Source organism: Pseudophaeobacter sp. A-200-2 (assembly GCF_041008815.1).
Taxonomy (GTDB): Bacteria; Pseudomonadota; Alphaproteobacteria; order Rhodobacterales; family Rhodobacteraceae; genus Phycobacter; species Phycobacter gallaeciensis_A.
The window spans coordinates 67008-93919 of sequence record NZ_JAXGFU010000011.1; the positions used below are offsets into that span (position 1 = coordinate 67008).

The following is a 26912-nucleotide window of genomic DNA, read 5'->3' on the forward strand; positions in this document are numbered from 1 at the left end:
GTAGCGAACGGGAAGGACGCAGCGCGCAGCTGTTCGTGCGGGGGAGACCAACCCCTGCCTGTTCAAGCGTTGAGAAAGCGGAGAAAGCGACAGCCGTGTCGCCGGGGCGCAGCCTGTCGAGTGAAGCAGAATCACCCAAGGACGGCGGGACCTGCTCAAGGTGCAACGGCTGCCCAAAGCGCCGCCGCCCAATCAGGCGTATTCTATGTTGTTTTTCCGGCATTCTGCCCGTTCCAATTGCGGATTCATCCGCGGTTCAAGCTAGGCAAAGACGGTTTACAAACCGTTATCGCCCAACGCAAAGACCGCCCTCAAAAGAGAGCGGTCCATGATCTAAAGGAGCCTTCGATTACTCTGTTTCAGCGCGTGCGGCTTTCAGCTGTTTCAGCAGATCTTCGATCCCGCCGCGGGTGCCCTGGCTGCTTTCGACAAGTGCACGGGCATGGGCCAGCGGTGTCAGACCTTCGGGATCCTTCGCAGTCTCGCCGATTTCTGTGGTCATGTCGGCAACTTGCCGGAACGGAGTTCCCTCATCCGCTTCCAACGACTGGATCGCTTCCAGGTTCTCGGAGTGCCAGAAGCCGCGGGCCGCCGCGTTCTTGTCCTCTGCGACCTGCATGTATTCACCCGACCGGCCGTATTCACCATTGCGCCACAGCGCCTCGGCGCGCAGACGGTTGGCCTCGGTACTCTCCAGCCCCATCAGTTCAACCAGAGCCCGCTGAGGCTTATTCAACGCCAGAGCTGCTTCGGCCAGCATCTCGCGGCGTTTCTCGTTTTCGGGCTCCAGCGCCAGTTTCTTCAGCAGGGACATGGCCTGCTCTGCAAATCCGAGATCCAGCAACCGGCGCGCGATGATATCTGCGACCGGCGCCGCTTCTCTGGCGGTGGATTGCATCGCAAAGACGAGCGCATACTGAAGGAAGGTTACGTCGTCCGCGCGCTCTGTGAGAAGAGTCATCAAAGGTTCCAGAGCGGCCGTGCGGGCGGCCGGACCATCGCGGTTGCTGAGTTCCTTCAGCTCTTGGAATGCATCGTGGAAACGTCCGGTGAGCGCCAGGGCTGTGATCTCGGCCTTGCGCAGATCCGCCCCCAGTTCGCCGTCGCGATTCTCGTGCTCATAAGAGCCGACAACATCCGGCACGTCCGGCGACAGAGCCTTGTCTTCCTTATAGCTGAGCGCAATCAGCTCAATCAGGGCAACCGGAGTATTCTCTGTGCGTTCCGCAACAGCTTCGGTCAGTTTTTCCGCAGCCTTTTCCGTGTCCCCTTCCAGATCCGCAATCGCGGCCTCGGCCATATTCAATTCCGGCACGTGATCAACACCGGTCCGGTTCACCGACCTCAGGATCGCCCCGGCTACATGATATTGCTCTGCCTCGGAAAAGAGAGAACTAACCTTGGGGCCAAGGTGCACCCGCAGATGTACAGGCAAACGCCCAAACGCCTGCTGAATGGCATCGGTATTGGCACCTTTCTTGATTTCACCATCCGCCAATACCGACCACAGGGTAGTGTCGCCGTCACAGATTTGCTGTCCGGAAAACGGATGGTTTATCGGCAATGTCTCGCCTTCAACGAGATCCGCCAAAGCATTCAGGATATTTTTGTTTTCCGGTGTCAGCCGGTCCTCGGGCATGGCCTGGATCATCGCCTTGGCTTCGGCGCCAAAGCCGAAAAAAATGTAGAGTTTCGCCAAGGCCAGCACACCTGCCGGATTAACGTCGTCAAACTCGCGAACTAACGCACTGCGCAGCGGTCCCACCTGATCGGCAAAGGAGCTGTCATTGCCCCAGTTGTATACGGCGATACCATGATCAGGCAGGCACAATTCGGATTCATCCTCTTCGTCACGGGCGCGGGCAAGAAGCCCCGCCTCCCGATCGACTGCGGATGTAATGGAGATATTATCCAGTGGATCCAGTGGGCGCCCATCCCGGTCCAGCGGATTGATCTGCCGCTGTCCGGCATCGATCGGCCCACCTGCGATGGCGATGTCCAAAAGACCCTGGTTCGCGGCCCGGCCAATCTGACGCAGCAGGCGCTGTTCAGAGGCGTTCACGGTCGCAGCGCGGGCCGATTCTTCCATATCGAGAAGCAGATTCACTTCCGGCAACGTCATCGGCTTCTGCGGCTCGCCCATATTGGCCTTGACGGGATCCGGCGTCGGCACATTGCTTGCTTCGGCACGCGGCTCCAACGGCAATAGCGCAGGCAGACGTAACTGTTCGGCGCTCGTTGCGGCGTGCATTTCGGACTGGGCGACGGGCGCCTCCACACGAGTTGTACTGGTTGCTGGCGCGGGTGGTGCGCTGCGTTCCACCGCAGCAGCGAGATCCAGCGCCAGGCGGGCATCCGCGATGGCGCTTTGTCCCAGATTGAACCGGTAACCGGATGTCGGTTGCTCGGTTTTCGGCTGCTCGGCGGTTTGCAAAGGAAGGGAGGGCACGAAGGGCTGACCACTGCCTACGGCGGCACCACTGCCTGCGGTGGAATAGACTGGTTCATCGTTGCCATCACGGATATCGATCACGAGATAGCCATCGCGTTGCACGTAAGACCGGATTTCGCAGTTGCAGCCCAGATCCATCCGCAACGGCTGCCCGGGCGCAGCCTGTCCGATGGCCTGCAACCGGTCCCGTGGGATCAGGTTGAAGACGCGGGACGTGTCATACACAATGTCCCGGGCGCCGATGTTCAATGTCGCACTTCGCCCACTTTGGGTCAGAGACCAGTCCGCCCCATTGGGCAGACGCATAACCAGCCGGGAAAATCCGTCGTGTTCACCTGAGCGGGCCACGATCGTCTGGGCCCGGGCTTCGCCCGAGACCAGAAGACTGGCCAAAACTGTGGCAGTTATCGCGAGTGCGCGCCAAATCATGCTGCGTCCTGTTTCACCGATCTGAGAGCTTCTTCCAGTTCCGAAAAACCGGGGCGGATGTGAGACGGGGTATTCTGACGCCCGACTTCGATGCAAATTGCTGCCGCGTGGTTATGCAGGTTGGCCACAAGTACTTCGCGGATCAGCTGATAGAAATGCGCGTCTTCCTCGGTCACCGATTTGACCTTGCTGGCGAAGGGACCAACCAGGCCATAGGCTAGGAACACTCCAAGGAAGGTACCGACCAGGGCGCCGCCGATCATCTTGCCCAGAACCTCTGGCGGTTGGTCGATCGAGGCCATGGTCTTGATCACACCCAGAACCGCCGCAACAATCCCCAGGGCCGGCAGGCCATCTGCCATGGTCTGAAGCGCGTGGCTGCCGTGCATGGCGTGATGCAGGTTGGCTTCCATCCGCTTTTCCAGAACTTCCTCGACCTGATGCGGGTCGTCGTAGTTCATCGAGGCCGAGCGCATGGTGTCGCAAATCAGGTTCACCACCTCCTTGTCGGCCACGATTTTAGGGTATTTGTTAAACACCGACGAATTTTCCGGGTCTTCGATATGCTGCTCCACCTCGACCGGGTTCGCACGGGCGATCCGGATCAGGGAAAAGAGCAGGCACAGCAGATCCCGGTAATCATCCGGCTTCCACTTGGGACCCTTGAAGACTTTCCCAACATCCTTGAGCGTGTGTTTGATACCGCTCATGTCATTGCTGATAAGAAAGGCACCGACCGCTGCCCCGCCAATCATCATCAGCTCAAAAGGAAGCGACTTCAGGATGATGCCCATCTTGCCGCCAGCCATCAGATACCCGCCAAAAACCATGGCAAAGATGACGACAATACCTATAATCCCGATCACAGGTTCACTCCGAATTGTGTTGCTTTATAGAAGCTTAGGTGAGTCTGATTAAAAAAGACTAATCAACTGGGCCAAGTTCGACCGGCCCAAGTTATTCCGTCGGTACGGCGCCATTTCTTCCGGCCAGCACAACGCTGATCGTATAGGCCGCTTCGGGGCTCAGACCGGCCATGATGCCAGCTGCTGCCTCGGGACGCATGCGCGCCAGAAATCCGGCCGCAAAAGTCGGATCCATCTCTTCAAACAGTGCAGCCGATTCTTTTGGCTTCATCTGTTCGTAGACGGTGGTCAGCCGGGCCACATCCGCCTCGGTCGCACCATCGGCCAGGGCCAGAGTGGATTTCAGCTTCTCCTCGGCATCCTGAAGCGCTGCCAGTTTGGTGTCGATCGCCTGGTCCGCGATCTCCAGCGCCTTCATACGATCCTCGATTTCAGCCTCGCGGGCTGCAAGAGCCGCTTCGCGTTCCTTGAACGCAGCCAGCATCGCCTGCAGCTCTGCCGAAGACGGCATCGATTCGCTGCGCATCTCGCCTTTATCCGCGTGATCTTCGTTGCCTTCCTTTTGAAGGCTGGCAACTTCACGAGCAATCGCCGGACCTGCGTCGAGACCGAGGCGAAGAATCGCTGATCCCATCAGCAGCAATGCAATCATCATCAGGGTGCCGCTTTTTGCGCGAGCGCCCTTCTTTGATTTCTTTTTCTTTTCGCTCATCACGCCACCCGATTCTGACCACGAGCGTGACGGACAAACATCAGGCCGGAGGAGCTGGACGTATCCTCGGCCGGTTTTTCCGGCTCACCCTGCGATCCGTAGGCTTCCGCCAGAGCATCGTGCTCTTCGGCCCCCTGGGCTGTGGGCTGCGGCGCTTCGGGCGCTGCGGCTTCGGGCATGTCATGCATCGAGGCCATCATCAGCTCCAGCCGCTGGGCAACCGTCTCTGCGCGTCCGGTGAGCTGTTCCAACGCCTTGCTGGAGCCATCCGACACCTTCTGGGCCGATACGAGAGATTTGTTCAGGTCATCCACCTGCGCCGAAAGAACCGCGACGGCACCGCCGACGCCTTTTTCCAGATCGTTGAACCGTTTCAACCGGCGCGACAGCACCAGACAATAGAAACCAGCTCCGAGAGCTCCGGCTGCAAGCAGGATATCAGCAATAAGGTCCATCCTGTCCTCCTAGTTTAGTACGAAATCCATGATCAGCAGATCCCTCACGCGACCCTGTCCGGTCGCGATATTGATCCGCCGCAGCATCTGTGCGCGCAGTTTTGGCAGGGCCATCGGATCGGAAAGATCCTTAACCTCCAAAGCGCGTAGATAGCTGTTCAGAACATCGACAACTCGTGGGAGGACTTTTTCGACCTCGGCCTGATGGGCCAGATCGACCTCTAGTTGTGCACGGAACCGCAAATGCCGAATGCCACTGGGACTTTGCAGCGATATTACAATCGGTTCCATTTCGATGAAGGCAAGATTGGCAATATCCTCTGCCGTCTCACCACTATCCACGCCTTCTGGCGCCTCTTCGGTCATATGCGCCGATTCGGGCGCTGCTTTGTGACCAAAAGGAAGAAGGCCTGACTGAACGGCGAAGAATCCGCCGCCCGCACCAGCTACCGCAAGCACAACCCCAATAATCAGGGGCATTTTGCTTTTTTTGGCTGGTTCTTCTGTATCTACTACAGCGTCTGTCATGGCTATCCCTAAAACGTCGTGCTCCTCTTCATAACCCGTGAGGAACTAACCGAATGTTAAGGCCGTTCGTTCAAAAAGGTTGCACGCCGGACAGAACGCCGGTGCGACGGAGGTTAATGTGCAGCAGATCAAGAATGTCTGGGCAGGTTTGGATACGCGGAAGCGCCTGATCGCAATTGGCGCGACTTTGGCCGTGATTCTCAGCATCCTGGCGATGTCCAATTTGGCAACCAAGCCAACAATGCAATTGTTATACGCCGGGCTGGAAAGCGGCACGGCCGGAGATGTGGTGAGCTCGCTTGAGCAGCGCAACATCCAATATGAAGTCCGCGGCGGCTCTATTTATGTGCCCTCGGACAAACGCGACGAGCTTCGGATGACCCTGGCAAGCGAGGGGCTTCCGGCGAATGGCGGGCGCGGTTACGAACTGCTCGATTCGCTCAGCGGGTTCGGAACGACTTCGCAGATGTTCGACGCCGCCTACTGGCGTGCAAAAGAAGGCGAGTTGGCCCGGACCATCGTCGGCAGCCCGCATATCACCCAAGCGCGAGTCCATATCGCCAATACTGGAACGAATCCTTTCCAGCGGACCGCAGATGCCACCGCATCGGTATCCGTGGTGCCGATGGGGTCGCCCATTACACCGGCGCAGGCCAACGCGATTCGCTTTCTGGTTGCCTCGGCCGTCACCGGCCTTGCGGTGGAAAACGTCGCCGTCATCGATGCCAATGGTGCCCTGATCGGATCCACCGAGGCTGCAGCAGCAGCGGGTGCAGGCTCCGATGACAGGTCGCAATCCATCCGCGATCGGGTCATGCGCCTTGTTGAGGCCCGAGTCGGCCATGGCAACGCAGTGGTTGAAGTCAGTGTCGAGACCGTAACCGACACCGAATCCATCCGCGAAAAGCGCGTCGACCCGGAAAGCCGTGTTGCGATCAGCACCGATGTGGAAGAACGCGCCGATTCGTCTCAGAACCAGGCCGGAGAGGTGACCGTCGCCTCGAATATTCCCGATGGGGATGCTGCATCGGGCCAGGGTTCCAAGGCGAACACCAGCGCAACGCGGGAACGGGTAAACTACGAAATCTCCGAAACCGAAAAAGAGATCGTGCGCGGCCCCGGTGCCATCAAGCGTCTCACCGTCGCGGTGCTGGTCAACGGTGGCATGGCGACCAACGAAGCCGGTGAAACCGTCTTCGAACCGCGCCCCGAAGAAGAACTGCAAGCCCTGCGCGAGCTGATTTCGGCCGCTGTCGGCTTTAACGCGGACCGCGGTGATGTGATTACCCTGAAGTCGATGGATCTTCCCTCTGTCGAGCCGCAGGGCACGGTGGCCACCAGCTCCTTCATGGACAATCTGTATTTCGACGCCATGTCGCTGATCCAGATGGGGGCCCTGGCACTGGTTACCCTAATCCTTGGCCTCTTCGTTGTCCGCCCGATTCTGTCCAACAAAGGATCCTCTGTCGCCGCGCTGAGCGCACCTACCGGCGGTGCATTGCCTGATCTGCCCGCCTTGGGCGGAGGTGGCGACTTCATGTCGAACCCGGACATGGGTGCGAATCTCGCCCTGGACGGAGAAATCCAAGACAACATGGGCGGCGATTTTGCTCCACTTGGCGATATGCCCGGCATGGGTAGCGGCCTGGACGACCTGGGCGGACTGCCCGCACTGGGTGGTGGTGGCGAAAACCCCGTCGACAGGCTGCGCTCCATGATCGGTGAACGTCAGGAAGAAACCGTCCAGATTCTGCGCGGCTGGCTGGAAGAGAACGAGGAACGAGTCTGATGAGTATCACGCACCTTCTGGAAGACTTCGGCGGCGGTTCAGCCGTCGAAGCCCCCGACCCCGGGCTTTCCGAGGAGGCCGTCGAAGAACAAAGGCTGGTGTCCTTTGAAAAGGGATACAGCGCTGGCTGGGAAGACGCCATCAGCGCAAAGGATCAGGAATCAACGCGGATTTCGGCCACGCTGGCCAGTTCGCTTGAAGACCTGAACTTTACCTACCACGAGGCCCAGGCCCAGCTCATCGAATCGCTGGACCCGATGTTCAAGGTACTGACCAGTTCGGTCCTGCCGGATGCGATGTCAGCCACCTTTGGCCACCATATCGTTGATCAACTGACCGATATGGCCCGGTTCCAGACCGATCAGGCGATGCAGATCGTGGTGTCGCCGAGCGAAAGCCACGCGGTCCGTGCCCTTGTTGCGGAAAATATCTCGGTTCCGGTGAAAGTTCAGGAAGACGATACCCTGGCCGAAGGTCAGGCTTATCTGCGTGTCGGCGCCTCCGAACGCGAACTAAACAGCTCCGCGCTGCTCGAATCTATTCATGGTTCGATCGACGCCTTTACCTATCATGTCAGAGAGGACAGCCAGTATGGATAATGCAGCCGAACTCAATATGAAAGCCACCGATGCAAGCAACCCCTTCGTATCGGTTCCAGTGGAAGTGGTTGTTTCGGTCGGCAAGGCCCGGCCACTGATCCGCGATCTGGTCAACCTTGGCGAAAACGCGATCCTGACTCTGGACAAACGGGTCGAGGATCCGGTTGACCTTTATGTCGGGGACCGTCTGGTCGCCCGCGGTCAGCTGGAAGAAATGGAAGGCGATCAGGCTGGCCAGCTGGCTGTGCGCCTGACCGAAATTGCCGATCTGCAAAACGGGCTGGGATGACACACAAACCTATCGCCTATGCGGCGCTGGCGCTTTTTCTGGCGCTGGCCCTGCCGCAAGCCGCCGTTGCTCAAGAACTGAGCCTATCATTGGCGGATGGACAGTCGATTTCGGCGCGGTCCATCCAGCTGATTCTGCTGATCACCGTGCTGAGCCTCGCGCCCGGCCTTTTGATCATGGTTACCTGCTTTCCGTTCCTCGTAACGGTGCTGTCGATCCTGCGCCAGGGGATGGGCCTGCAGCAGGCGCCGCCAAACATGCTGATGATCAGCCTGGCGTTGTTCCTGACCTATTTCGTGATGGAGCCGGTATTCAACGAAGCTTGGGTGAACGGGATCAGCCCGTTGATCGAAGAACAGGTGGACGTCGAAACCGGCATTACCCGGGGTCTGGAACCCTTCAGAGCCTTCATGGCAAACCGGCTGGATCCAGACACCTTTTACGCCATCGCAGATCTGCGCCCAGCCACCCAAGGGATCGATCCAACAGCCGATGCGCCGCTGTCCGTTCTGGTCTCCAGCTTTCTTCTGTCGGAAATCGCGCGGGCATTTCAGATTGGCTTTCTGGTCTTTCTCCCCTTCCTGGTCATCGACCTGGTGGTCGCCGCTATCCTGATGTCCATGGGTATGATGATGGTGCCACCCGCAGTGGTCTCCCTGCCGTTCAAACTGGCGTTCTTCGTGGTCGCCGATGGCTGGAGCCTGATCGCAACCGCCCTGGTACGCAGTTACTATCCATCCTAGCCAGACCGGCAGACAATCAGGACAGATCTCAGCCCTCCGAACAGCGGTTCGGGGGGCCGTTAATGTTATGTTCCGTGACGCGCTCAGTTTGTTTTTGGAAAAGATCCTCGAATCCTCGATTCCCTTGAAACTGCTCCGTGTCTGCTTGCGAAACGATGCGCATTCTTCACCACGTGCATCAGCCACAAGCAACGAAGCAGGGTCTACAATACATGTAGGTTTATTGTGCGGACGTTGCTGCCGTTGAAGTGACGCGGGCGGATGGCAGCTTTTGCTGCGGCTTGGCTACTGGTCCTGAAGCAGTAGATGCACGCTGCTTGGGCACGCCACATTGACCTTGGCCAAAACGCCCGATTAGAGAAACTGCCGTGCTCCCTAGATTTGGAATGTCCCGTTCAGGTCTGACACTCAGAATATTGATTGAGCATCGAGATTTTCTTTATTCAGTTGCAACCTGACTTCGGGCGATTGGGATGATCAACGCTTCCGGGAGCTCTGAGTTCGCAGACCCGCGATAATAAGGTTTCGAAGTTTTCATTGGGAGAGATTGCGTATTCGATGAACGATTGGATAGCCAGGCTTTCTCTTTCTGCCATTTGTAAGGGCGTTTCTTCGAGACTGCTCCAGACCGTCCAGACAGCGATTAGACGGCTGTCTATGCGCATCGCAGCCGTGCAGAATCTTGTTCCTGAATTAGTGGCGGTGCCATCGCATTCAATCGAAGCGGTTTTTCGATGAATCTCCATCGCCCGAAGTTGGTCGCCGACGCGCTCTTTTCCGACGGTCCAGTGATTGTCAAATGCCGCCAGTGCCTCAGCGTCACTGAGATAAAACCGGTTGCGCGGCAGGGCTTGAGTGAGAGGGGCCCAGGGATTGTCGCAAACTGACTTTGCCCAGTGCGTCGTCAGTTGACTACAAATATTACTGAATGATGGATTAAAATCATTCCACCCAAAAGCTCGCACACGGATTTCCAGCTTGTCGAGTTCCGGGGCGGTTTCGCGACGATCTGCTGCCTCTCGAAAGGCTTCCAGGCGAGCTTTGGACCGCTCGCGGCCCCCAGAGCGGTCCAAGCTAAAACTTTGCTTCGATGCTGTATAACCAGGGAGCGCTATATATGGAATTCGTATAGTACGCTTGCCAACTATTACGTGGGCGTCCGAAGCCAAGAACGCAATATACTCCGTTTGTTTCCGTTCATCATTGACGCGATTACTGATCGTCCACGCCGTCCAGGCCGCTGCGGCTATAGCGAGCAAGAAAAATATGCGAACAACTCCCAAATCAAACTCCTGCCCACTCAGGTTGCCAACATGGTAACTGGGCGAATTCTTAGTCAACTGTTTCAATTTATTTTTGGAGAAGTTTTGCAGAAAACGTGCAGCGCTGAAACGCACCTCTTGATAAATACCCGACCTTCGAACGTCATGCAGCATCGGTCGATAAGGGCTCAAAGCCGAAAAACGCGCTTTGCATACTTGGCCAAAGAAAAGCCCGGACCGCGCAAGCGATCCGGGCTTTTGTAATGTGCTTTGGCTGGCTTCAGCGCACAACGAATTCCGCGTGCAAAGCTCCCGCCGCTTTCAGGCTTTTCAGGATATCGATCATGTCCCGTGGAGAGACACCCAGCGCATTGAGCCCGGCAACGACCTCGGACAGAGACGTGCTCTCCGGAACCTCGGCCAGTTGGATGCCCTCCTCCTCTTCGATGGCAGCACCAGTGCGCGGAACGACAACCGATTCGCCATTTCCGAACGGGTTGGGCTGTACCACAAGCGGTGCTTCTTCTATCCGGAGGGTCAGGTTACCTTGAGCCACGGCCACCCGCGAAATCCGCACGTCGCTGCCCATTACAATGGTGCCGGAAGCCTGATCAATAACAACACGCGCCTTGCGCTGCGGCTCGACAAGGATGTTTTCGATCCGACCGACCGCATGGGCCGTGGATCGCGCACGGGTACGCTGGATATCCACCTCAACCGTGCCAGAGTCCCGCATCAAGGCCACGCTGCGGCCGAATTCAGCGTTAATGGCCCGTTCGATCCGGCCTGCGGTGGTGAAATCCGGTTCACGCAGCGCCAGACGCATCGACGAAAGAGAGGACAGATCGAAGTCGATCTCCCGCTCAACCCGGCCACCTGCCGGGATCACACCAGCGGTCGGCACGCCCTGCGTCACGCTGGCGGCCTCCCCCTCGGCCACGGTGCCACCGGCCAGGATGGTCCCCTGGGCCACGGCATAGATCTGACCATCGGCCGCATTGAGTGGCGTCATGATCAGGGTGCCGCCCATCAGGCTTTTGGAGTCGCCAATGGCCGAAACCGTCACATCGACGTTGCCGCCAACCCGCGCAAACGGCGGCAGAGTTGCCGTCACAAACACCGCAGCCACGTTCTTCGGACGGAATTGTTCGCCCGTCACATTGACGCCGAGGCGCTCCAGAATGTTCGACATGATTTCTTCGGTGAAGGGCGAATTGCGCAGACCATCACCGGTGCCATCCAGCCCCACAACCAGGCCGTAACCAACCAGATCATTGCCGCGCACGCCATCAAACTCCACCAGATCCTTCAGCCGGATCGCGCTGGCCTGAGCCATCGCAGGCAGAAGCAGACAGGCGATGAGGAGACGTAGAAATTTCAACATTACATGTACCTCAGCAGCGACAGTTGGGAACTACGCGAGGTCACCGAGTAGAGGCTTTCCAGCTGCAGCTGAGCTTCTTCTAGGCGTGTATGCGTTTCATAGGGGTCCGCGTTGATCAGGTTGTTTTTGGCGATGCTCAGACTGGTTTCGGTCGCGGTGTTGCGTGTACTCACGCGCTCCAACTGCCCTTCGATAAAGCCGATACTAGCCTGTTTATCGATGAGCTGTTCGGTGCTGTTGAGCAGTTCCGTCCCAGTCATCTTGGCAAGCTCAACCTTGGTGGTGTCGCTCAAACCCAGCGCGCTTTCGTTGACCAGAGCCGCGATGGCAAAGCTTTGCAGCGGGTGCTTCAAAGCAGGATCATCGGCGCGCAACGCAAGCGATACGGTTTCCCCATCGGCGACCTCGACCGGTGACAGATCCTTGGTGGAGCCCACATACATGGCATCGTCAAACCCCATCGGATCGGCGAACCAATCCTTTACCGCCTGCACGATGTCCGTTGCGCTTGTCAGCCCCGAAACCTCGGACACCAGTTCGGTCATCAGCGTACCTGCATCATTCAGCGGCGAGGTAGAGGTGGCGGTGCCGGCAAACAGGCTGCGGCCACCAGCCCAGGAATTCAGCTTGCTGATGGCATTATCTAGCTGGATCCGTCCTTCCGCACCGAAACGCTCTGCATCGTCAGGCTTAAGCGTTGGTGTCAGGCCCAGCAAATTGTCACGCATGGTCTGAGCCGAAGATTGAATCAGTTCCAGGCTGCCCTGCATGCCCGTTGCAAAAAGCTTTGCCTCGTTGGTGGCAATCACATGGCTTTCCAGGCGGGTCAGGTTGGTTTCGATATCGGAAAGATACGTGAAATCACCACCCAGTCTGGCGGTAATATCGGAGAGTTTCCCGCTGGCAAGCTCTTGCCCCAGCCTTTCGATATCCTGCTTCAGCTCGGCGTTGCGGTTACGCAAGAACATATGCTGCGCCATGTCGCCATAGGACTTAATAATCATTGATCAGATCCCCAGAATAGTTTCCAGCAGGCCATCCACGACGGACAACACCTTGGCATTTGCACCATAGGCTTTTTCATACAGCATCAGGTTCTGCAGCTCGGCATCGGTATCGACACCAAAGCTCGCCTCGGTCTGGGCCATTTCGGTATAGCTGGCTGCCGCAAAGGTCAGCGTGTTCGACGCGCTGTTGTCGTCGCGGGCAAACCGGGACAGCAAGACGGAACTCAGCGTCGAGGCATCGCCACTGACACTGCCAAGACCTGTCGAACTCAGAGAACGGTTTTCCTTCAGGGCCTCTGCGTAGCCATTGATCAGACTACCGTCACCGGGATCACCCTGCGTGGCTGCATAAAGCCCGTCCCTGAAACGCCAGGTTTCCGCCTGACCATCCATGGCAACCAGATCATTCAGCTCCAGTCGGCCGGAAATCCCAACCGTGTCGGCGCTATCGAAGAAGTTGCCACCATCAGTGAAGATACCCGCATCCGTGGCACCGATCGTGGAATCGAGTGCCGGATCCTGGAACCGTTCGATCAGATCGCGGGCATAGGCATCAAGATCGTCCTGCGCCTTCACGGCCAGCACGTCACGGACCTGGAACTGAGCAACCAGTGTGCCGCCTCGGATGGGGCCGTTTACGCTTGTGCTGATCGGTTTGCCATTCACCTCAAGCCCTGACAACAGCCCGTTGTCCTGGGTCATATGAGGCAGCATGTCACTTTTGGGAGAGAAGCTGAGCTCAGAAGCTTTACCCTCCAAGAGCGCAGTGCCACCGGAGGAATAGAGCGCGATCCTGCCACCATCCCGGTTGATAACATTGACCGGGATGATCGCGTTGATTTCATCAACCAGCATGCTGCGTTGGTCAAGCAATGTCGTGGTGTCGGCCCCCGCAGCTTTGGCCACGACAACGCGGGCATTCAGCTTTTCAAGCTCCTTCAGGGTGGAATTCACCTTGTCGACCTGAATACCGATCGAGGTATCGGCCTGAACCCGCATATCGCGGAGCCCGTCAGCCGCGTCGGTGATCGAGCGGACCAGAAGGTCCGCCTTCACCGCCAGATCGTTCAAACGCGGCGTGGAGTCAGGCCGAGACAACGTCTCGACCAGACTGCCGTCGAAGTTGGCCATCTGCGATGCGATCGAAGATTCATCGTCAACGCTGCCGACAAGGCTACTCATCCGCGCGTAAAAAGTCGCGTTGACCTCAGCCACGGCATATTCAGCCTCAGAATCGCGGCGCGCAGAGACCACGCCCGGATCGACCATGCGCTGGACCGCACCGATTCTCACCCCCGGAGAGTAGGCATTCGCATTCAGATCCAGTGTCCGCCGCGTGTAACCCGGGGTCAGCGCGTTGGCGAGGTTCTCGGACACGATCTGTGAAGATCGCGACGCAGCATTCAATCCGCTCATCGCGGAGTTAATTGCACTTGTGATAGACATGATCAGCCTGCTCTTTCTAAGCCGGGGTCATTGCGCATCAGCGCGTTAACGCTTGATGTTGGTGGTTTCCTGAAGCATCTCGTCGACGGTCTGGATGACCTTCGCGTTCGAGGAATAGGCCCGCTGCGTCTGGATCATGTTGGTCAGCTCGCCCGCCACATCGGTCGAAGATTCCTCACGCGTGAAGCCAGCAATTTCACCGGTGGGTCCATCGCCCGCATTCCACAGGAAGAACGCGCCGCTATCTGCTGACGGGAGGAAGGTCTGATAGTCCATCGACACCATACCATTGGGGTTAGGCATATCGACCAGCGGGATCTTGTAGAGGATGCGGCTTGCGCCAGTGCTATAATTGGCCCGGACAAAGCCCGACGTGTCTACATCAACCCCCAGAAGGTTGCCCGCAGTCGCACCATCCTTGGTAATGGTCGCGGGTGCAAAGGTATCGGAAACCTGGGTGAAACCATCATTTTCACCGATCAGGCCGATATTGATTTCGATCGGGCCGCCATCGACAGTAACGATAACACTACCGGTCGCAGCATCATACGCACCACCACTCACATCAGTTACCGAAGCCAGATTGCCGCCATCGGTACGGCTGTCGTCAAATTCCAGGGTATATTCACCCACAACCGCGCCGCCGCTGGCGGTATCTTTGATGGTCATCGTCCATTGGTTGGATTTACCGGTCGCGGGCACCGTCGGAGTGAACTCGATATCCAGATTTTCCGAGGATCCAAGGTTGTCGAAATACTCGATCGACAGGGATTCAATCCCTGAGGTTGCGCCAGCCTCCGTCGCTGTCGCAGGCAGGTTGGCACCAATCTGCATTTTGGTTGTCGGCTCGCCGACCAGCTGGTTCTTATTCAGATATACCGGCTCCAGACCATCGCTCGAGTCCACAGCGCCGGCCAAGGTGTTCCCAGCAGCATCTGTCGGCCATCCAAGCAGTGCCAGCCCCGATTCCGTTGCGAGATAGCCATCGGAATTCATGCTGAAGGACCCTGCAGTCGTCAGCCGCATCGTCGGCGCACCATTGCCTGCTGCAATTTCCGAAAGGGTTGTCACAGGCAGGAAGCCGCTGCCGCGCACTGCCAGGTCTGTCGGATTATCTGTCGTCACCAGGGGACCGCGTTGATCAATCAGACGCACATTGGTGGTCCGCACACCGCCCGCACTATAGGCACCGCCAGAGGACCCCGCCACGATCGAATGGAAATCCGTCTGGACGCGCTTGTAGCCAGCGGTAGAGGAGTTCGCGATGTTATCGGAGATGGAGGCCAGTCGGCTGGCATTCGCGCCGAGCCCGGATACACCCGCATATAGCGACGAAGAAATGGTCATAGCACGCCTTTCTGCTGCTTCAAATTCTTGATGCAATAGCTAGCGCACGAGCACTTAACGGGCGGCTAACAGATAAAATCCAATCTATCTGTCGCCGCCCGGGGGTGGTTAATTGTCATGTTTTACTTGCGCAAAAGGGTGATTTCGACGCGGTTGTTGCGAACCCGCATGGGGTTTTCAACGGCCAGAGTACGGTCGGCATAGCCCGTGATCCGATGGATTCGGCTAGATTTCAGACCACCCGATTCGAGTAGCTGGCGGGCCGCATCAGCGCGGGCGTGCGACAACTCCCACACCGGGTTCTTGGCAAGCACCACAGGCTGGGACCGGATGTGCCCGCCAATGGCGATACCGTTGGCCACCGTACCGCTGACCCGGGCCACCATGCGCACCAGATCACGGAACAAGGGCGTCGGTTCTGCTGTACCATCTTCGAACAGCGCTGCGTCTTCGGTTTCGAACAATTCGATGATCAGACCTTCGTCGGTGACCCGTGTCACGATATGGCGCGCCAGGTCGGTTGAGACCATGCTTTCACCGCCAAGCCCTTTCAGCTCCTCTTCGACGACCCGGAAAACCTCCTCTTGGGCGGACTGCTCGCTTGCATCCATCAGCCCGGTCGCGCCTTGAGCCTGCCGCGCATTTGTCGGGTGTTCGTCAGTCGCGCCAATGCCGCTTTGCGGTTTGACGTCCTCGGTGAACATGCTGTCCCCGCTGAACGCGCCGTTGCCGCCACCGGAGACCCGGCTGAGCGGAATGGACGGCGAGAAATAGTCAGCCAGACCTTTGCGCTGCTTTTCAGTGGTCGCATTCAGGAGCCACATCAGAAGGAAGAATGCCATCATCGCGGTCACGAAGTCGGCGTAGGCCACCTTCCATGCACCGCCGTGATGTCCATCGCCACCACCTGACTTTTTCTTCTTGATAATTATCGGAGCTACATTGCTTTGAGCGCTCATTTCAACCACCACTTTTTTTCACCCACAATCGGGGTATCAGGCAGTGTGTTAATCAGATCTTAACAGCTAAAATTGGCTGCTATTAAGACATCTAAACAAATGATTTAAGGGCATAAATGTGGTTTTCAGGGGTGAACCGAGACGACCTCAAGTCAACGATGTGGCGGCTTTGTGGCAAAGGTGTGGCGGAGGTCTGACCCCGCCACAAAAAGGGCGGGATCAGAAGGGCGTTTCAAGCGTCCAAAAGGATGTCGCCGAATGATTCGCGCAGCTTGTTCTTGAGCACTTTGCCGGTGCCGCCCAGCGGCAGATCATCGGTAAAGACCACGCGGTCCGGAATCTGCCAGCTTGCAACCTTGCCTTCGTAATGCGCCAACAACTCTTCTTCGGTCAGACTTTGGTCGGAACGCACCGCGATGACCACCGGACGTTCATCCCACTTGGGGTGCCGGGCCGCGATGGCAGCCGCCTGGGCGACCTTGGGGTGGGACATGGCGATGTCTTCCAGCTCCACCGTCGAAATCCACTCACCGCCCGACTTGATGATGTCCTTGGACCGGTCGCGGATGATCATATAGCCATCGGCATCGATGGTGGCGACATCGCCGGTATCGAACCAGCCATCCATGGTCAGCGCGCTGGTGTCATGGCCAAAGTAGGTATCGATGATCCAGTGACCACGGATCTGCAACTCGCCCTGGGTCTCGCCATCCTCGGGCAGGCGTTTGCCCGCCTCGTCCACGATGCGCAGTTCGACACCATAGGGCGGACGCCCCTGCCCTTCGCGGATCTTGCCCTTTTCCTCGACGCTCAGGTCGTCGTGTTTCTGCAGAAGGTTGTTGAGCGTACCCAGCGGGCTGGTTTCGGTCATGCCCCAGGCGTGGATCAACTCCACTCCGTATTTGTCGCGGAAGGTCGGGATCATAACCGTCGGCAGGGCCGAGCCGCCCACAACGGTACGCTTCAGGCTTTCGGCCTTGCTGCCGGTCTTCTCCAGCGCCTGCAACAGCCCCATCCAGATGGTCGGCACGCCCAGCGCAAGGGTGACCCGCTCGCCATCGATCAACTTGACCAGGCTTTCCCCATCAAGATGCGGCCCCGGCAGAACCAGCTTGGCGCCTACAGCCGCCGCAATATAGGGAACACCCCAGGCGTTGACGTGGAACATCGGCACCACTGCCATCACCGTATCGCGCGCCGAGATCGCCAGCCCGTCCGGCTGGTTGCCGCCCATGGAGTGCAGCACTGTGGTGCGGTGGGTATATTGCACCCCCTTGGGGTTGCCGGTGGTGCCAGAGGTATAGCACAGGCTCGACGGCGTGTTTTCATCAAGGTCGGGCCAACTGTTGTCATCGCCTTCGGCGGCCAGCAGTTCGTCGTAGAACAGGATGCCTGGCACGGCCTCGGCGGCCGCCTCATCCCGCGGACCCATCAGCACGATGTGTTTCAGCGTTTTCAGGTGCTCTTTCAGCTTGCCCACCGCAGGCACAAAGGTGGCGTCGATGAACAGCACCTGATCCTCTGCGTGGTTGATAATGTAAATCAGCTGTTCCGGCTTCAGGCGCGGGTTGATCGTGTGACAGATCATCCCGCCACCGGAGACACCGAAATAGATTTCCAGATGGCGGCGGTTGTTCCAGGCGATGGTGCCGCAGCGCTCTCCTGCCTTGATGCCAAGACGCTTCAGCGCGGCAGACAGTTTGCGGGCATTCGCCTCGATCTCACCCCAGTTGGAATGCACGACCTCGCCCGAGGTTTCGACCGAAGTCACGGTGGTGTTGCCGTGGTACCGGCCCGCGTGTTCGATCAACGAGCTGATCGTCAGCGGTTTGTGCATCATCTTGCCAAGCATTTTGCCTTGCTCCTCCAAAATTCACTCGGCGGCCAGAGCCGCCCGGTTGCGGATCAGATCCGCGGCTTTTTCTGCGATCATGATGGTCGGTGCGTTGGTGTTGCCTCCGATCAGCCGCGGCATGACCGATGCATCCACAACGCGCAGGCCCTCCATGCCGCGCACTTTCAATTCCGGATCGACGACCGCCATTTCGTCCTGCCCCATCCTGCAGGTACCCACCGGATGATAGATCGTATCCGACCGCGCGCGGATGTGCTGCTCCAACGCTGCGTCATCCGGCTCACCTTCGATGAACAGCTCCTTATGGATGTAGCCCTGCAAGGGCGGCGTCTGCATGATCTGCCGGGTCTTGCGCACGCCCCTGATTAGGGTGGTCAGATCCTCGGGATCGGACAGGAACTGCGGATCGATCCGCGGCGGCGCCATCGGATCGCCCGAGGTCAGCCCGACCGAGCCACGCGATTTAGGCCGCAGCACGCAGATATGGCAGCTGAAGCCATGACCCAGATGCAGCTTGCGGGCGTGGTCATCGACGATGGAAATGACGAAATGCAGCTGCACATCGGCGCGCTCCAGTGTCGGATCGGTTTTCAGAAACGCCGCCCCTTCGGCAAAGGGAGTCGCCAGCATCCCCTTGCCCGTCTTGCGCCAGTCGTTGATGTGCTTCAGCAGGCTGACGCTGCCCGGCAAAGAGATCCCGAAATTGTCCCGGTCCTTACTTTTGTAGGCGAGGGTGAAATCGAGATGATCCTGCAGGTTCTGCCCGACGCCGGGCAACTCGTGCACCATACCAATCCCATGCGGCGTGATATCCTCCGGGCGCCCCACCCCCGACAGCTGCAGCAGTTGCGGTGAATTGAAGGCGCCGCCGCAGAGGATCACCTCGCGCCCGGCGTTGGCCGTCAGATCCTGCCCGCCCTTCCGGTACGCAACGCCGGTGGCGCGCTTACCCTGAAACAGCACCTTGGTGGCGTGGGCGCCGGTGATCACCGTCAGGTTCGCGCGATCCATCACCGGGTGCAGATAGGCTGCCGCGGCCGAGCAACGCTCGCCATTCTTCTCCGCCGCGTGGAACTGCGTCACCTGATAAAGGCCGATGCCTTCATTATCTCCAGTATTGAAATCCGCCGTCTCGCGGATCTGCAGCGCCTTGCCCGCCTCGACAAAGGCGCGAGTGATGGGGCGCGGGGATTTCTGGTGACTGACCTGCAGGGGGCCATCACCGCCATGCACCGCATCGCTGCCAGCTTCGTTGTTTTCGGCGCGCTGGAAATAGGGCAGCACGTCACTCCAGCCCCAGCCATCACAGCCCAGCGCTGCCCATTCATCATAGTCACCCGCATGACCGCGCACATATAGCATGGCGTTGATCGCACTGGAGCCGCCCAGCGCCTTGCCGCGCGGCTGGTATCCCTTGCGCCCGTTCAGGCCCGGCTGCGGCACAGTCTCAAACGCCCAGTTGTTGATCTTGGGACGACCCGGCAGCATGGCAACCACCGCCGCCGGTGCGCGTACCAGAATGCTGTCACCGCGCCCGCCTGCCTCCAGTAGACAGACGCTGGTGTTCGGATCCTCGCTGAGCCTCGAAGCCAGAGTTGACCCTGCTGAACCGCCCCCCACAATCACATAGTCGAACTGCATCGCTCCCCTCCCAAGGCTGCATCCTGTTCCAAGGTGAGCGCAGGAAGGGGCATCCTGTCCACGTTTACTGTGCGTAAACCATGATTGCGCGGATCCTGGCTTAACTACCTTCGCGCGCGCCGGTCACCGGGCGGGCCGATGTCGCATAGCGCTCCGAGGCTTCGTAATAGTCGTCAAATCCGATCCGGCGGCGCAGCTCCATGAAGTCCATCAGGTTGCTACGTGGCTGACCCACTTTCATCTCGGCCAGCGTCTGCATCATTGCCTGCATCGCCGAGGCCATCAGCGACAACGGGTAGGCTGCGATACGATACCCGATCTCTTCCAGCGCCTCGGGCGGCAGGTCGGGGGTTTCGCCACCTTCGACGATATTGGCCATATTGGGCGCATCCGTTGCCGCGCAGACCTCGCGCATCTCCGCCTCGGACCGGGGCGCCTCGACAAAGATGATATCGGCGCCCAGCTCACGGAACTTCTGCGCGCGGGTCAGCGCCTCATTCAGCCCGTGATCATGACGGGCATCAGTGCGCGCAAGGATCAGGATGTCCTGTCCCTCGTTGCGCGCATCCACAGCGGCGCGGATGCGGTCAAAGGCTTCCTCGCGGCCCACCACCGCCTTGCCCGGCGTATGGCCGCAGCGTTTAGGTGCCAGCTGATCCTCGATCATCACTGCGGCGCAGCCCGCATTAGCCATCCCCTGTACCGTGCGGCGCACGTTCATTGCATTGCCATAGCCGGTGTCCCCGTCGGCAATCAGCGGCACAGAGATCGCCCCGGCGATATTGCGGGCCTGATCCAGCACCTCACCATAGCTCATAAGGCCCAGATCCGGCGCCCCGATCCGCGAGGCAGAGGCGCCAAACCCGGTCATGAAGGTCAGGTCGAACCCGGCCTGTTCGATCAGCTTGGCAGACAGCGCATCATAGGCGCAGGGCATGGTGTGAAGGCGGGGCTGCGCAAGAAGGGCGCGCAGGCGGTCAGCAGGTGTCGTCATGTCACTCACAATTTGAAGGGAATATATAGGGCAAGGTCGGGCACCAGATAGAGCAGCACCACACAGAAGAACATCAGGAGCAGGAAGGGGATCGCCCCACGCGCCACATCGCCAAGGGTGGCGCGTGCCACGGCCTGGATCACGTAAAGGTTCAGCCCCACCGGCGGCGTGATCAGGGCGGCCTCGACCATCACCACCATGAAGACGCCGAACCAGATCGGATCAAAGCCCAGCCCCATGGCAGCAGGCAGCAGCACCGGGGTCATGATCAGCACCATCGACAGCGCCTCCAGCACCAGCCCCATCACCACGAGGATACCGGCCACCAGCAGCACGAACATGACCGGGCTGGACACCGCGTCGGAGATGAAGGCGCTGATTTCCTGCGGGATACGGTACAAGGTGATCGCCTTTCCGAACACTTTGGCGCCCGCGATGATCAGCAAGATCGCGACCGTGGTCGCCATGCTGTCCACCGCCGCCTCCCAGAAGGCTTTCCAGGTCAGCGTACGCAGGACCAGCGCGGTGATGACCACGGCAAATGCAAATCCGATGGCCGCGGCCTCGGTCGGGGTAAAGGCGCCGGAATAGATGCCCGCCACAACCACGGTGGCCAACGCAATCGACGGCAGCGCCCGCAGGGTGGCGCGGCGGCGTTCGGCGCCGGTCGCCTTTTCACTGCGGCCCATGCCCTTCATCGAGGCATAGATCATCGAATAGCCAGCAAACAGCACCAGCAGCGCCAGACCGGGGCCGACACCGGCCAGGAACAGGGCAATCACCGATTCCTCGGTGACGAAACCGTAGATGATCATCGGGATCGACGGCGGGATCAGGATCCCCAGCGTGCCGCCAGCCGCCAACAACCCGTAGACAAAGCGCCGCTCGTAGCCGCGGTTGATCATTTCCGGGATGGCAACGGTGCCAATGGTAGCGGCCGTCGCCACCGAAGAGCCGGAGATCGCGGCGAACAACCCGCAGGAAATCACCGTCGCCACGGCCAGCCCACCAGGCCAGTGGCCGACCCAGGCCTGCACGGCGGCATATAGATCACGCCCAACGCCGCCTTTCAGCAGCACATTGGACATCAACAAAAACAACGGCACCGCCAGCAGAATGAAGCCATCCAGAGTGGAGAGGATCGCCTGCGGCGCCATCAGCGGAGAAAATCCGCCAAGGATCAGCATCGACAGGCCCAGCCCACCAAGGGCAAAGGCAACCGGAACACCGACAAGCAGCAGCGCGAACAGGGCGAAAAGGATCAGGAAAACCGTCATTATTCATGCTCTCCTTCCGCCGCGATATGCCCCTGCGCCGCGCGCCAGACCTCGATCACGGATTGCAGCAGCAGCACCGCAAAGCCGAAGGGCAGCGACAGTTCGACGTACCACATGGGCATATCCAGCATGGTGCCGGTGGTGCGCCCGCGCATGAAACTGTCGTGGAAAATCTCATATCCGTAGACCAGCACGACAGCGGAGAACACCGCCACCACCGCCATGGCAAAGACATCCGCGCCGATCCGGGGACCACGCGGCAATCCGGAGATCACCGCCGTGATGCGGATATGGCGCCGTTCGCGCAGGCACCAGGGCGCCGCGATCAGCGATCCCCAGATCAGGCAGAACTGGCTCAGCTCCGCCGCCCAGATGGTGGGGCGGACAAAGAAATAGCGGGCCATAACCTCATAGGTCAGCATGATCCCCGCAAGAACAAAGAGGACCGCCGCCACAAGGGCCAGCGCGGTCACGAACCTGGCAAAAACGTGCATGGAATTTCCCGAAGAATAGGATGGACCGGCCCCGGATGCGGCGCCGGTCCGTGACAGTCAGGCTCAGAATTTCTCGGCAGCAGACAGGATTTCTGCGCCAAGATCACCGGCCTTAGCGCGGAAGCCGTCATAGACGGGCGCGGCAGCCTCTTTCCAGGCGGCGATCTCTGCGTCGGTCGGCTGGTACACCGTCATCCCGGCCTTTTCTGCCTCGGCATAGGCGGCAGCCTCGATCGCGGACATCTCGTCCCGTACCGCGATTTCAGCCTTGCGGGCGGCATCGGCCATGATTTTCTGATGCTCAGCCGACAGACCATTCCACCAGTCGGTGTTGGCCACAACGATGAATTCGATATCGGCGTGGTTGGTGACGGTGATAGTGTCCATGACCTCCCACAGTTTGCGGGATTTCACGCCCGAAACACCGGTCATGCCGATATCAACGGTGCCGCGCTGATAGGCCAGATACTGCTCGGAGCCGGAAATCAGCGTCGGGGCACCGCCGGTCGCAGTGACGAAATCACCCAGCGTCTTGCCGAAGACGCGGGCCTTCTTGCCCTCCATATCAGCAGGCGTTTTCACCGGACCGTCCTGGGACAGCATGATGGCGCCGCCATAGGCCTGCCACCACAGAACCGTGGCCCCAGTATCAGCGATGGCAGCATCGATGGGTCCGCGCACCGGGCTGTCCGGCGCAACGGCCTTGCGCACCTTTTCCTCTGAGTTGAACAGGAACGGCATATAGAAGACATCCACCGCCGGAATATCCCCGACATAGCGCGTCAGCGAAGCTACGCCCATCTCGATGGCGCCAGAGCCGACAGCGGCAGGCACTTCCTTGTCCTTGTAAAGCTGCGCGGAGTCGTAAATCTCCACCGCGATGTCACCGTTCGAGGTCTTTTCGACCTCTTCCTTGAACATCAAGAGGTTCTGGCCAAGGTGGCTTTTGAGCGGCAGCTGCAAAGAGATACGTGCAGTCACATCCGCAGCAAATGCGGGCAGTGCAGTGCACAGCGCCAGCGCGGCGCCTGTCAGCGTCGAAGTCAGTTTCATGAATTTTCCTCCCGTTAATAAAAGAATGTTCCATCAAGGACTTACCTTTGGTCAAGGAAAATGCCGGAGGCCTGCCGGGTGCGATAGTCGAACTTTAAAAAATTTATACAATTCAATTATTTGACTGGTTTTGCAGCTCAAATTTTTTTGGAAAGGCCGCATCCAAAGCGCCCTCAGCCGGGCGATAACGCGCAGCGGCTGCAACAAAAAGAAAGGCGCCGCGCAAATTGCGCGACGCCTTTCCTTTTGCCGGGCCCAACGGGAGAAGATCCTCCCGCAGGGGATCCGATCCGGGCGGGAGCCCCCCGCCCGAGGCGCATCCGGACCTCAGCCCAGGGTATTAGCCCAGAACCGCTTTCACGGCCCGCGCGGTTGCCGCAACCACGGTGTCGGCCTCTTCACGGGTCAGGCAGAAGGGCGGCGCAAAGCCCAGGATATCACCCTGCGGCATGGCGCGGGCAATCACCCGGTCCTGCTCCAGGAGATTGGCCGAGATCTGCGGACCGATCTTGTCAGCCGCGTCAAAGAAGGTGCGGCTATCCCGATCCTTCACGAATTCCACCGCACAGAGCATGCCTTCGCCGCGGATGTCGCCGACATGGGCATGATCGCCCAGCGCGTCCTTCATCGACTGGTTCAGGTAGGCGCCCACGCTGCCTGCGTTTTCAACCAGATTCAGTTCATCGATCAGCTTGAGGTTGGCAACGCCCGCCGCAGCACCGATGGGGTGCGCCGAATAGGTCCAGCCGTGGCCGATGGGGCCGTTCTCATCGGTGCCCTGCTCCAGCACCTTCCAGACCTTGTCGGATACGATCGAACCGGACAGCGGCGCATAGGCCGAGGTTAGGCCCTTGGCGATGGTGATGATATCCGCTTCCAGCCCGTAGTGATCGCTGCCGAACATGGTGCCGAGACGGCCAAACCCGGTGACGACCTCATCCACGACCAGCAGGATGTCGTGCTTTTTCAGCACGGCCTGGATCGCTTCCCAGTAACCGGCGGGGGGCGGCACGATGCCACCGGTGCCCAGAACCGGTTCACCGATGAAGGCGGCGATGGTGTCGGCGCCTTCGCGCTCGATCAGCGCTTCCAGTTCTGCGACGCAATGGGCAACGAATTGTTCTTCGGTCTGGTTCTGATCCTCGCGGCGGAAATAATAGGGCGCATCGGTGTGCACCACCTGCGCCAGCGGCAGGTCGAATTTCTTGTGGAACAGCTCAAGCCCCGTCAGCGAGCCGGTGACCAGCCCAGAGCCGTGATAGCCGCGCCAGCGCGAGATGATCTTCTTCTTCTCGGGGCGACCCAGTATGTTGTTATAATACCAGATCAGCTTGACGTTGGTTTCATTGGCGTCCGAGCCGCCGAGGCCAAAATAGACCTTGGACATATTCGAAGGCGCCCGGTCCAGGATCATCTTCGAGAGGGTGATCGACGCCTCGGTGCCATGCCCGACATAAGAGTGGTAATAGGCCAATTCGCGGGCCTGATCTGCGATGGCTTCGGCGATTTCCTGACGACCATAGCCCACGTTCACGCAGTACAGCCCGGCAAAGGCGTCCAGCAGCTTGGTGCCGTCGCGGTCCTCGATATGCACGCCGCTGGCGGTCTTGATCACCCGGTTCGGGCTTTCACCGCGCGCGTGCTGCGCCAGATGGGTCGAGGGGTGAAAGAAGTTGTCGCGGTCCCATTGGTCCAGTTGATCGTTTTTCAGCATATCTAGTCCTTCTGCGTTTCCCGGTGCCCGCACGGCCCGGGTGTGATCGTTTGATATTCAATTGCCCGGCAAGGGGCCCGTCACGCCCAGTCGCGGCAGACGTATTTGACCTCGGTGAATTCTTCCATGCCCAGACGCGCACCTTCGCGACCCAGACCGGATTGCTTGGCGCCGCCAAAGGGGATCGGCGCACCGGTCACCTTGGTCCGGTTCACGGCCACCATGCCAAATTGCAGCGCCCGCGACAGCCGGTAGATACGGCGCGGATCCTGCGTATGCACATAGGCCACCAGCCCGTATTCGGTGTCGTTGGCACGCTGGGTGATTTCCTCTTCGCTGTCAAAGGGGGCCACCGGCGCCACCGGACCAAAGGTTTCCTCGTGCATGATCTTGGCATCCTGCGGCACGTTGGTCAGCACGGTCGGCTGATAGAACAGCGGCCCCATGGCGTGGCGTTCGCCGCCGCAGGCCAGTTTGGCGCCCTTCTCAATCGCGTCGCGCACATGTTCTTCCTGCTTGGCCACGACCCGGTCGTGCATCAGCGGCCCGATGTCCGGGTCGTCCATGCCTAGACCAACGGTCAGTTTCTTGGTCGCCGCCGTCAGACGCTTGCAGAACTCCGGGTAGACGCTGCGCTGCACGAAGATCCGGTTAGCGCCGAGGCAATCCTGACCCGAGGTCGCGAACTTCGCCTTCATGGTCTCTTCGACCGCCTGATCAAGATCGGCATCCTCGAAGACGATCACCGGTGCGTGGCCGCCCAGCTCCATCACCAGCCGCTTCACCGTATCGGCGCTTTGCCGGTACAACAGCTTGCCCACTTCGGTAGAGCCGGTGAAGGACAGCGCCCGCACACGGGTATCTTCGGTCCAGGGTTTGACCACAGTGGGCGCATCGCCGGTGACGACGTTGAACACCCCGGCAGGCACGCCCGCGCGTTCGGCCAATTCGGCCAGGGCCAGAGCGCTGAACGGGGTTTCCGCCGAAGGGTGCGCCACAACGGTGCAGCCCGCCGCCAGCGCCGCTGCTGCCTTGCGCGTCAGCATTGCGGAGGGGAAGTTCCACGGCGTGATCAGCGCCACCACGCCAACCGGCTCGCGCCACAGCTCGACCTCGGCATCGGGCAGGTGGCTGGTGACGCCTTCGATGTTCGGACGCTTGGCCTCTTCGGCGTAGAACTCCACAAAGCCCGCGCCGTAGTCGATTTCGCCCATCGCCTCGGACAGGGGTTTACCCTGTTCCAGCACCATGATCCGGGCCAGATCCTCCTTATGATCGAGCTGCAGCTGATACCACCGGCGCAGGATGGCCGAACGTTCCTGCGGCAAAAGCCCCGCCCAAGCGGCGAAAGCATTCTGCGCGGCATCGACCGCAGCAGAGGATTCTTCTGCCGAAAGGCTCGCGACATGGCCAACCACATTTCCGGTTCCGGGGTCCTTCACGGCAAAGGTATTGCCGTCTTCAGCCGTCTGCCACCGGCCATTCACATAAGAAAATGAACGGACTAGCGTTTTGTCCGCGATATCGCTGCGGGCAGAAAGGGCGGTGTCGGCCATGGCAAATCCTCCTGAAGTTCAGGAGGACATTCCTCTGCCAGACCCAGAAACAGTAGCCAAA

23 protein-coding genes are annotated in these 26912 nt (G+C 59.4%); 4 read left to right on the top strand and 19 right to left on the bottom strand.

Features of this window, described 5'->3' with window-relative positions:
• Positions 1 to 349 precede the first annotated feature (349 nt).
• From SM766_RS17055 to SM766_RS17075, 5 genes are all read right to left on the bottom strand, one after another.
• Positions 350 to 2881: a tetratricopeptide repeat protein gene (locus SM766_RS17055; protein ID WP_368948544.1), complete on the bottom strand. Its 2532-nt coding sequence runs from the start codon at positions 2879 to 2881 to the stop codon at positions 350 to 352.
• Positions 2878 to 3747, bottom strand: coding sequence for a flagellar motor stator protein MotA (motA, locus tag SM766_RS17060; protein WP_065272128.1), 870 nt, complete (start codon positions 3745 to 3747; stop codon positions 2878 to 2880). The genes SM766_RS17055 and motA overlap by 4 nt, the downstream gene beginning before the upstream one ends.
• Positions 3748 to 3838: 91 nt before the next feature.
• Complete coding sequence (locus tag SM766_RS17065) at positions 3839 to 4459, bottom strand: MotE family protein (RefSeq protein ID WP_065272127.1); 621 nt, start codon at positions 4457 to 4459, stop codon at positions 3839 to 3841.
• On the bottom strand, positions 4459 to 4914 hold the full coding sequence (locus SM766_RS17070; RefSeq protein WP_065272126.1) for a hypothetical protein: 456 nt from the start codon (positions 4912 to 4914) through the stop codon (positions 4459 to 4461). The genes SM766_RS17065 and SM766_RS17070 overlap by 1 nt, the downstream gene beginning before the upstream one ends.
• A gap of 9 nt (positions 4915 to 4923) precedes the next feature.
• Complete coding sequence (locus SM766_RS17075) at positions 4924 to 5442, bottom strand: flagellar basal body-associated FliL family protein (RefSeq protein WP_065272125.1); 519 nt, start codon at positions 5440 to 5442, stop codon at positions 4924 to 4926.
• Between the two features lie 118 nt (positions 5443 to 5560).
• Here SM766_RS17075 and fliF point away from each other — a divergent pair, with 118 nt between their 5' ends.
• From fliF to fliP, 4 genes are read left to right on the top strand one after another with little or no spacing between them, the layout of a single operon-like run.
• Complete coding sequence (gene fliF / locus SM766_RS17080; RefSeq protein WP_065273660.1) at positions 5561 to 7231, top strand: flagellar basal-body MS-ring/collar protein FliF; 1671 nt, start codon at positions 5561 to 5563, stop codon at positions 7229 to 7231.
• Positions 7231 to 7830 carry an ABC transporter ATP-binding protein gene (locus SM766_RS17085; RefSeq protein ID WP_065272124.1) on the top strand — a complete coding sequence of 200 codons (600 nt, stop codon included), beginning with the start codon at positions 7231 to 7233 and terminating at the stop codon, positions 7828 to 7830. The genes fliF and SM766_RS17085 overlap by 1 nt, the downstream gene beginning before the upstream one ends.
• Complete coding sequence (locus SM766_RS17090) at positions 7823 to 8119, top strand: FliM/FliN family flagellar motor switch protein (RefSeq protein ID WP_065272123.1); 297 nt, start codon at positions 7823 to 7825, stop codon at positions 8117 to 8119. The genes SM766_RS17085 and SM766_RS17090 overlap by 8 nt, the downstream gene beginning before the upstream one ends.
• Positions 8116 to 8862, top strand: coding sequence for a flagellar type III secretion system pore protein FliP (gene fliP / locus SM766_RS17095; RefSeq protein ID WP_065272122.1), 747 nt, complete (start codon positions 8116 to 8118; stop codon positions 8860 to 8862). The genes SM766_RS17090 and fliP overlap by 4 nt, the downstream gene beginning before the upstream one ends.
• Positions 8863 to 9305: 443 nt before the next feature.
• On the opposite strand, the gene SM766_RS17100 is transcribed toward fliP, so the two are convergent.
• The 14 genes from SM766_RS17100 to SM766_RS17165 form a co-directional block, all read right to left on the bottom strand.
• The gene (locus SM766_RS17100; RefSeq protein WP_368948545.1) at positions 9306 to 10298 is read right to left on the bottom strand and encodes a hypothetical protein; all 993 of its coding nucleotides are present in this window, start codon (positions 10296 to 10298) and stop codon (positions 9306 to 9308) included.
• 106 nt (positions 10299 to 10404) lie between these two features.
• Complete coding sequence (locus SM766_RS17105) at positions 10405 to 11508, bottom strand: flagellar basal body P-ring protein FlgI (RefSeq protein ID WP_065272121.1); 1104 nt, start codon at positions 11506 to 11508, stop codon at positions 10405 to 10407.
• The gene (locus SM766_RS17110) at positions 11508 to 12488 is read right to left on the bottom strand and encodes a flagellin (RefSeq protein WP_237028361.1); all 981 of its coding nucleotides are present in this window, start codon (positions 12486 to 12488) and stop codon (positions 11508 to 11510) included. Before SM766_RS17110 ends, SM766_RS17105 begins: the two co-directional genes overlap by 1 nt.
• Before the next feature lie 27 nt (positions 12489 to 12515).
• On the bottom strand, positions 12516 to 13961 hold the full coding sequence (gene flgK, locus SM766_RS17115; protein WP_368948547.1) for a flagellar hook-associated protein FlgK: 1446 nt from the start codon (positions 13959 to 13961) through the stop codon (positions 12516 to 12518).
• Between the two features lie 45 nt (positions 13962 to 14006).
• Complete coding sequence (locus SM766_RS17120; RefSeq protein WP_368948548.1) at positions 14007 to 15308, bottom strand: flagellar hook protein FlgE; 1302 nt, start codon at positions 15306 to 15308, stop codon at positions 14007 to 14009.
• 122 nt (positions 15309 to 15430) lie between these two features.
• Positions 15431 to 16267: an OmpA/MotB family protein gene (locus SM766_RS17125; protein ID WP_065272117.1), complete on the bottom strand. Its 837-nt coding sequence runs from the start codon at positions 16265 to 16267 to the stop codon at positions 15431 to 15433.
• Positions 16268 to 16499: 232 nt separating this feature from the next.
• Positions 16500 to 18119, bottom strand: coding sequence for a long-chain-fatty-acid--CoA ligase (locus tag SM766_RS17130; RefSeq protein ID WP_368948550.1), 1620 nt, complete (start codon positions 18117 to 18119; stop codon positions 16500 to 16502).
• A 21-nt stretch (positions 18120 to 18140) separates the two neighbouring features.
• Positions 18141 to 19763: a GMC family oxidoreductase gene (locus tag SM766_RS17135; RefSeq protein ID WP_368948551.1), complete on the bottom strand. Its 1623-nt coding sequence runs from the start codon at positions 19761 to 19763 to the stop codon at positions 18141 to 18143.
• A gap of 100 nt (positions 19764 to 19863) precedes the next feature.
• Positions 19864 to 20757 carry an isocitrate lyase/PEP mutase family protein gene (locus tag SM766_RS17140; protein WP_368948552.1) on the bottom strand — a complete coding sequence of 298 codons (894 nt, stop codon included), beginning with the start codon at positions 20755 to 20757 and terminating at the stop codon, positions 19864 to 19866.
• Positions 20758 to 20762: 5 nt separating this feature from the next.
• Positions 20763 to 22034 carry a TRAP transporter large permease gene (locus tag SM766_RS17145; protein ID WP_274829370.1) on the bottom strand — a complete coding sequence of 424 codons (1272 nt, stop codon included), beginning with the start codon at positions 22032 to 22034 and terminating at the stop codon, positions 20763 to 20765.
• The gene (locus SM766_RS17150; protein ID WP_274829369.1) at positions 22034 to 22528 is read right to left on the bottom strand and encodes a TRAP transporter small permease; all 495 of its coding nucleotides are present in this window, start codon (positions 22526 to 22528) and stop codon (positions 22034 to 22036) included. Before SM766_RS17150 ends, SM766_RS17145 begins: the two co-directional genes overlap by 1 nt.
• A gap of 63 nt (positions 22529 to 22591) precedes the next feature.
• Positions 22592 to 23581 carry a TRAP transporter substrate-binding protein gene (locus SM766_RS17155; protein WP_274836083.1) on the bottom strand — a complete coding sequence of 330 codons (990 nt, stop codon included), beginning with the start codon at positions 23579 to 23581 and terminating at the stop codon, positions 22592 to 22594.
• A gap of 340 nt (positions 23582 to 23921) precedes the next feature.
• On the bottom strand, positions 23922 to 25295 hold the full coding sequence (locus SM766_RS17160; RefSeq protein WP_368948553.1) for an aspartate aminotransferase family protein: 1374 nt from the start codon (positions 25293 to 25295) through the stop codon (positions 23922 to 23924).
• Between the two features lie 80 nt (positions 25296 to 25375).
• Positions 25376 to 26851, bottom strand: a complete 1476-nt coding sequence (locus tag SM766_RS17165) for an NAD-dependent succinate-semialdehyde dehydrogenase (protein WP_274829366.1) — start codon at positions 26849 to 26851, stop codon at positions 25376 to 25378.
• Between the last annotated feature and the right edge of the window lie 61 nt (positions 26852 to 26912).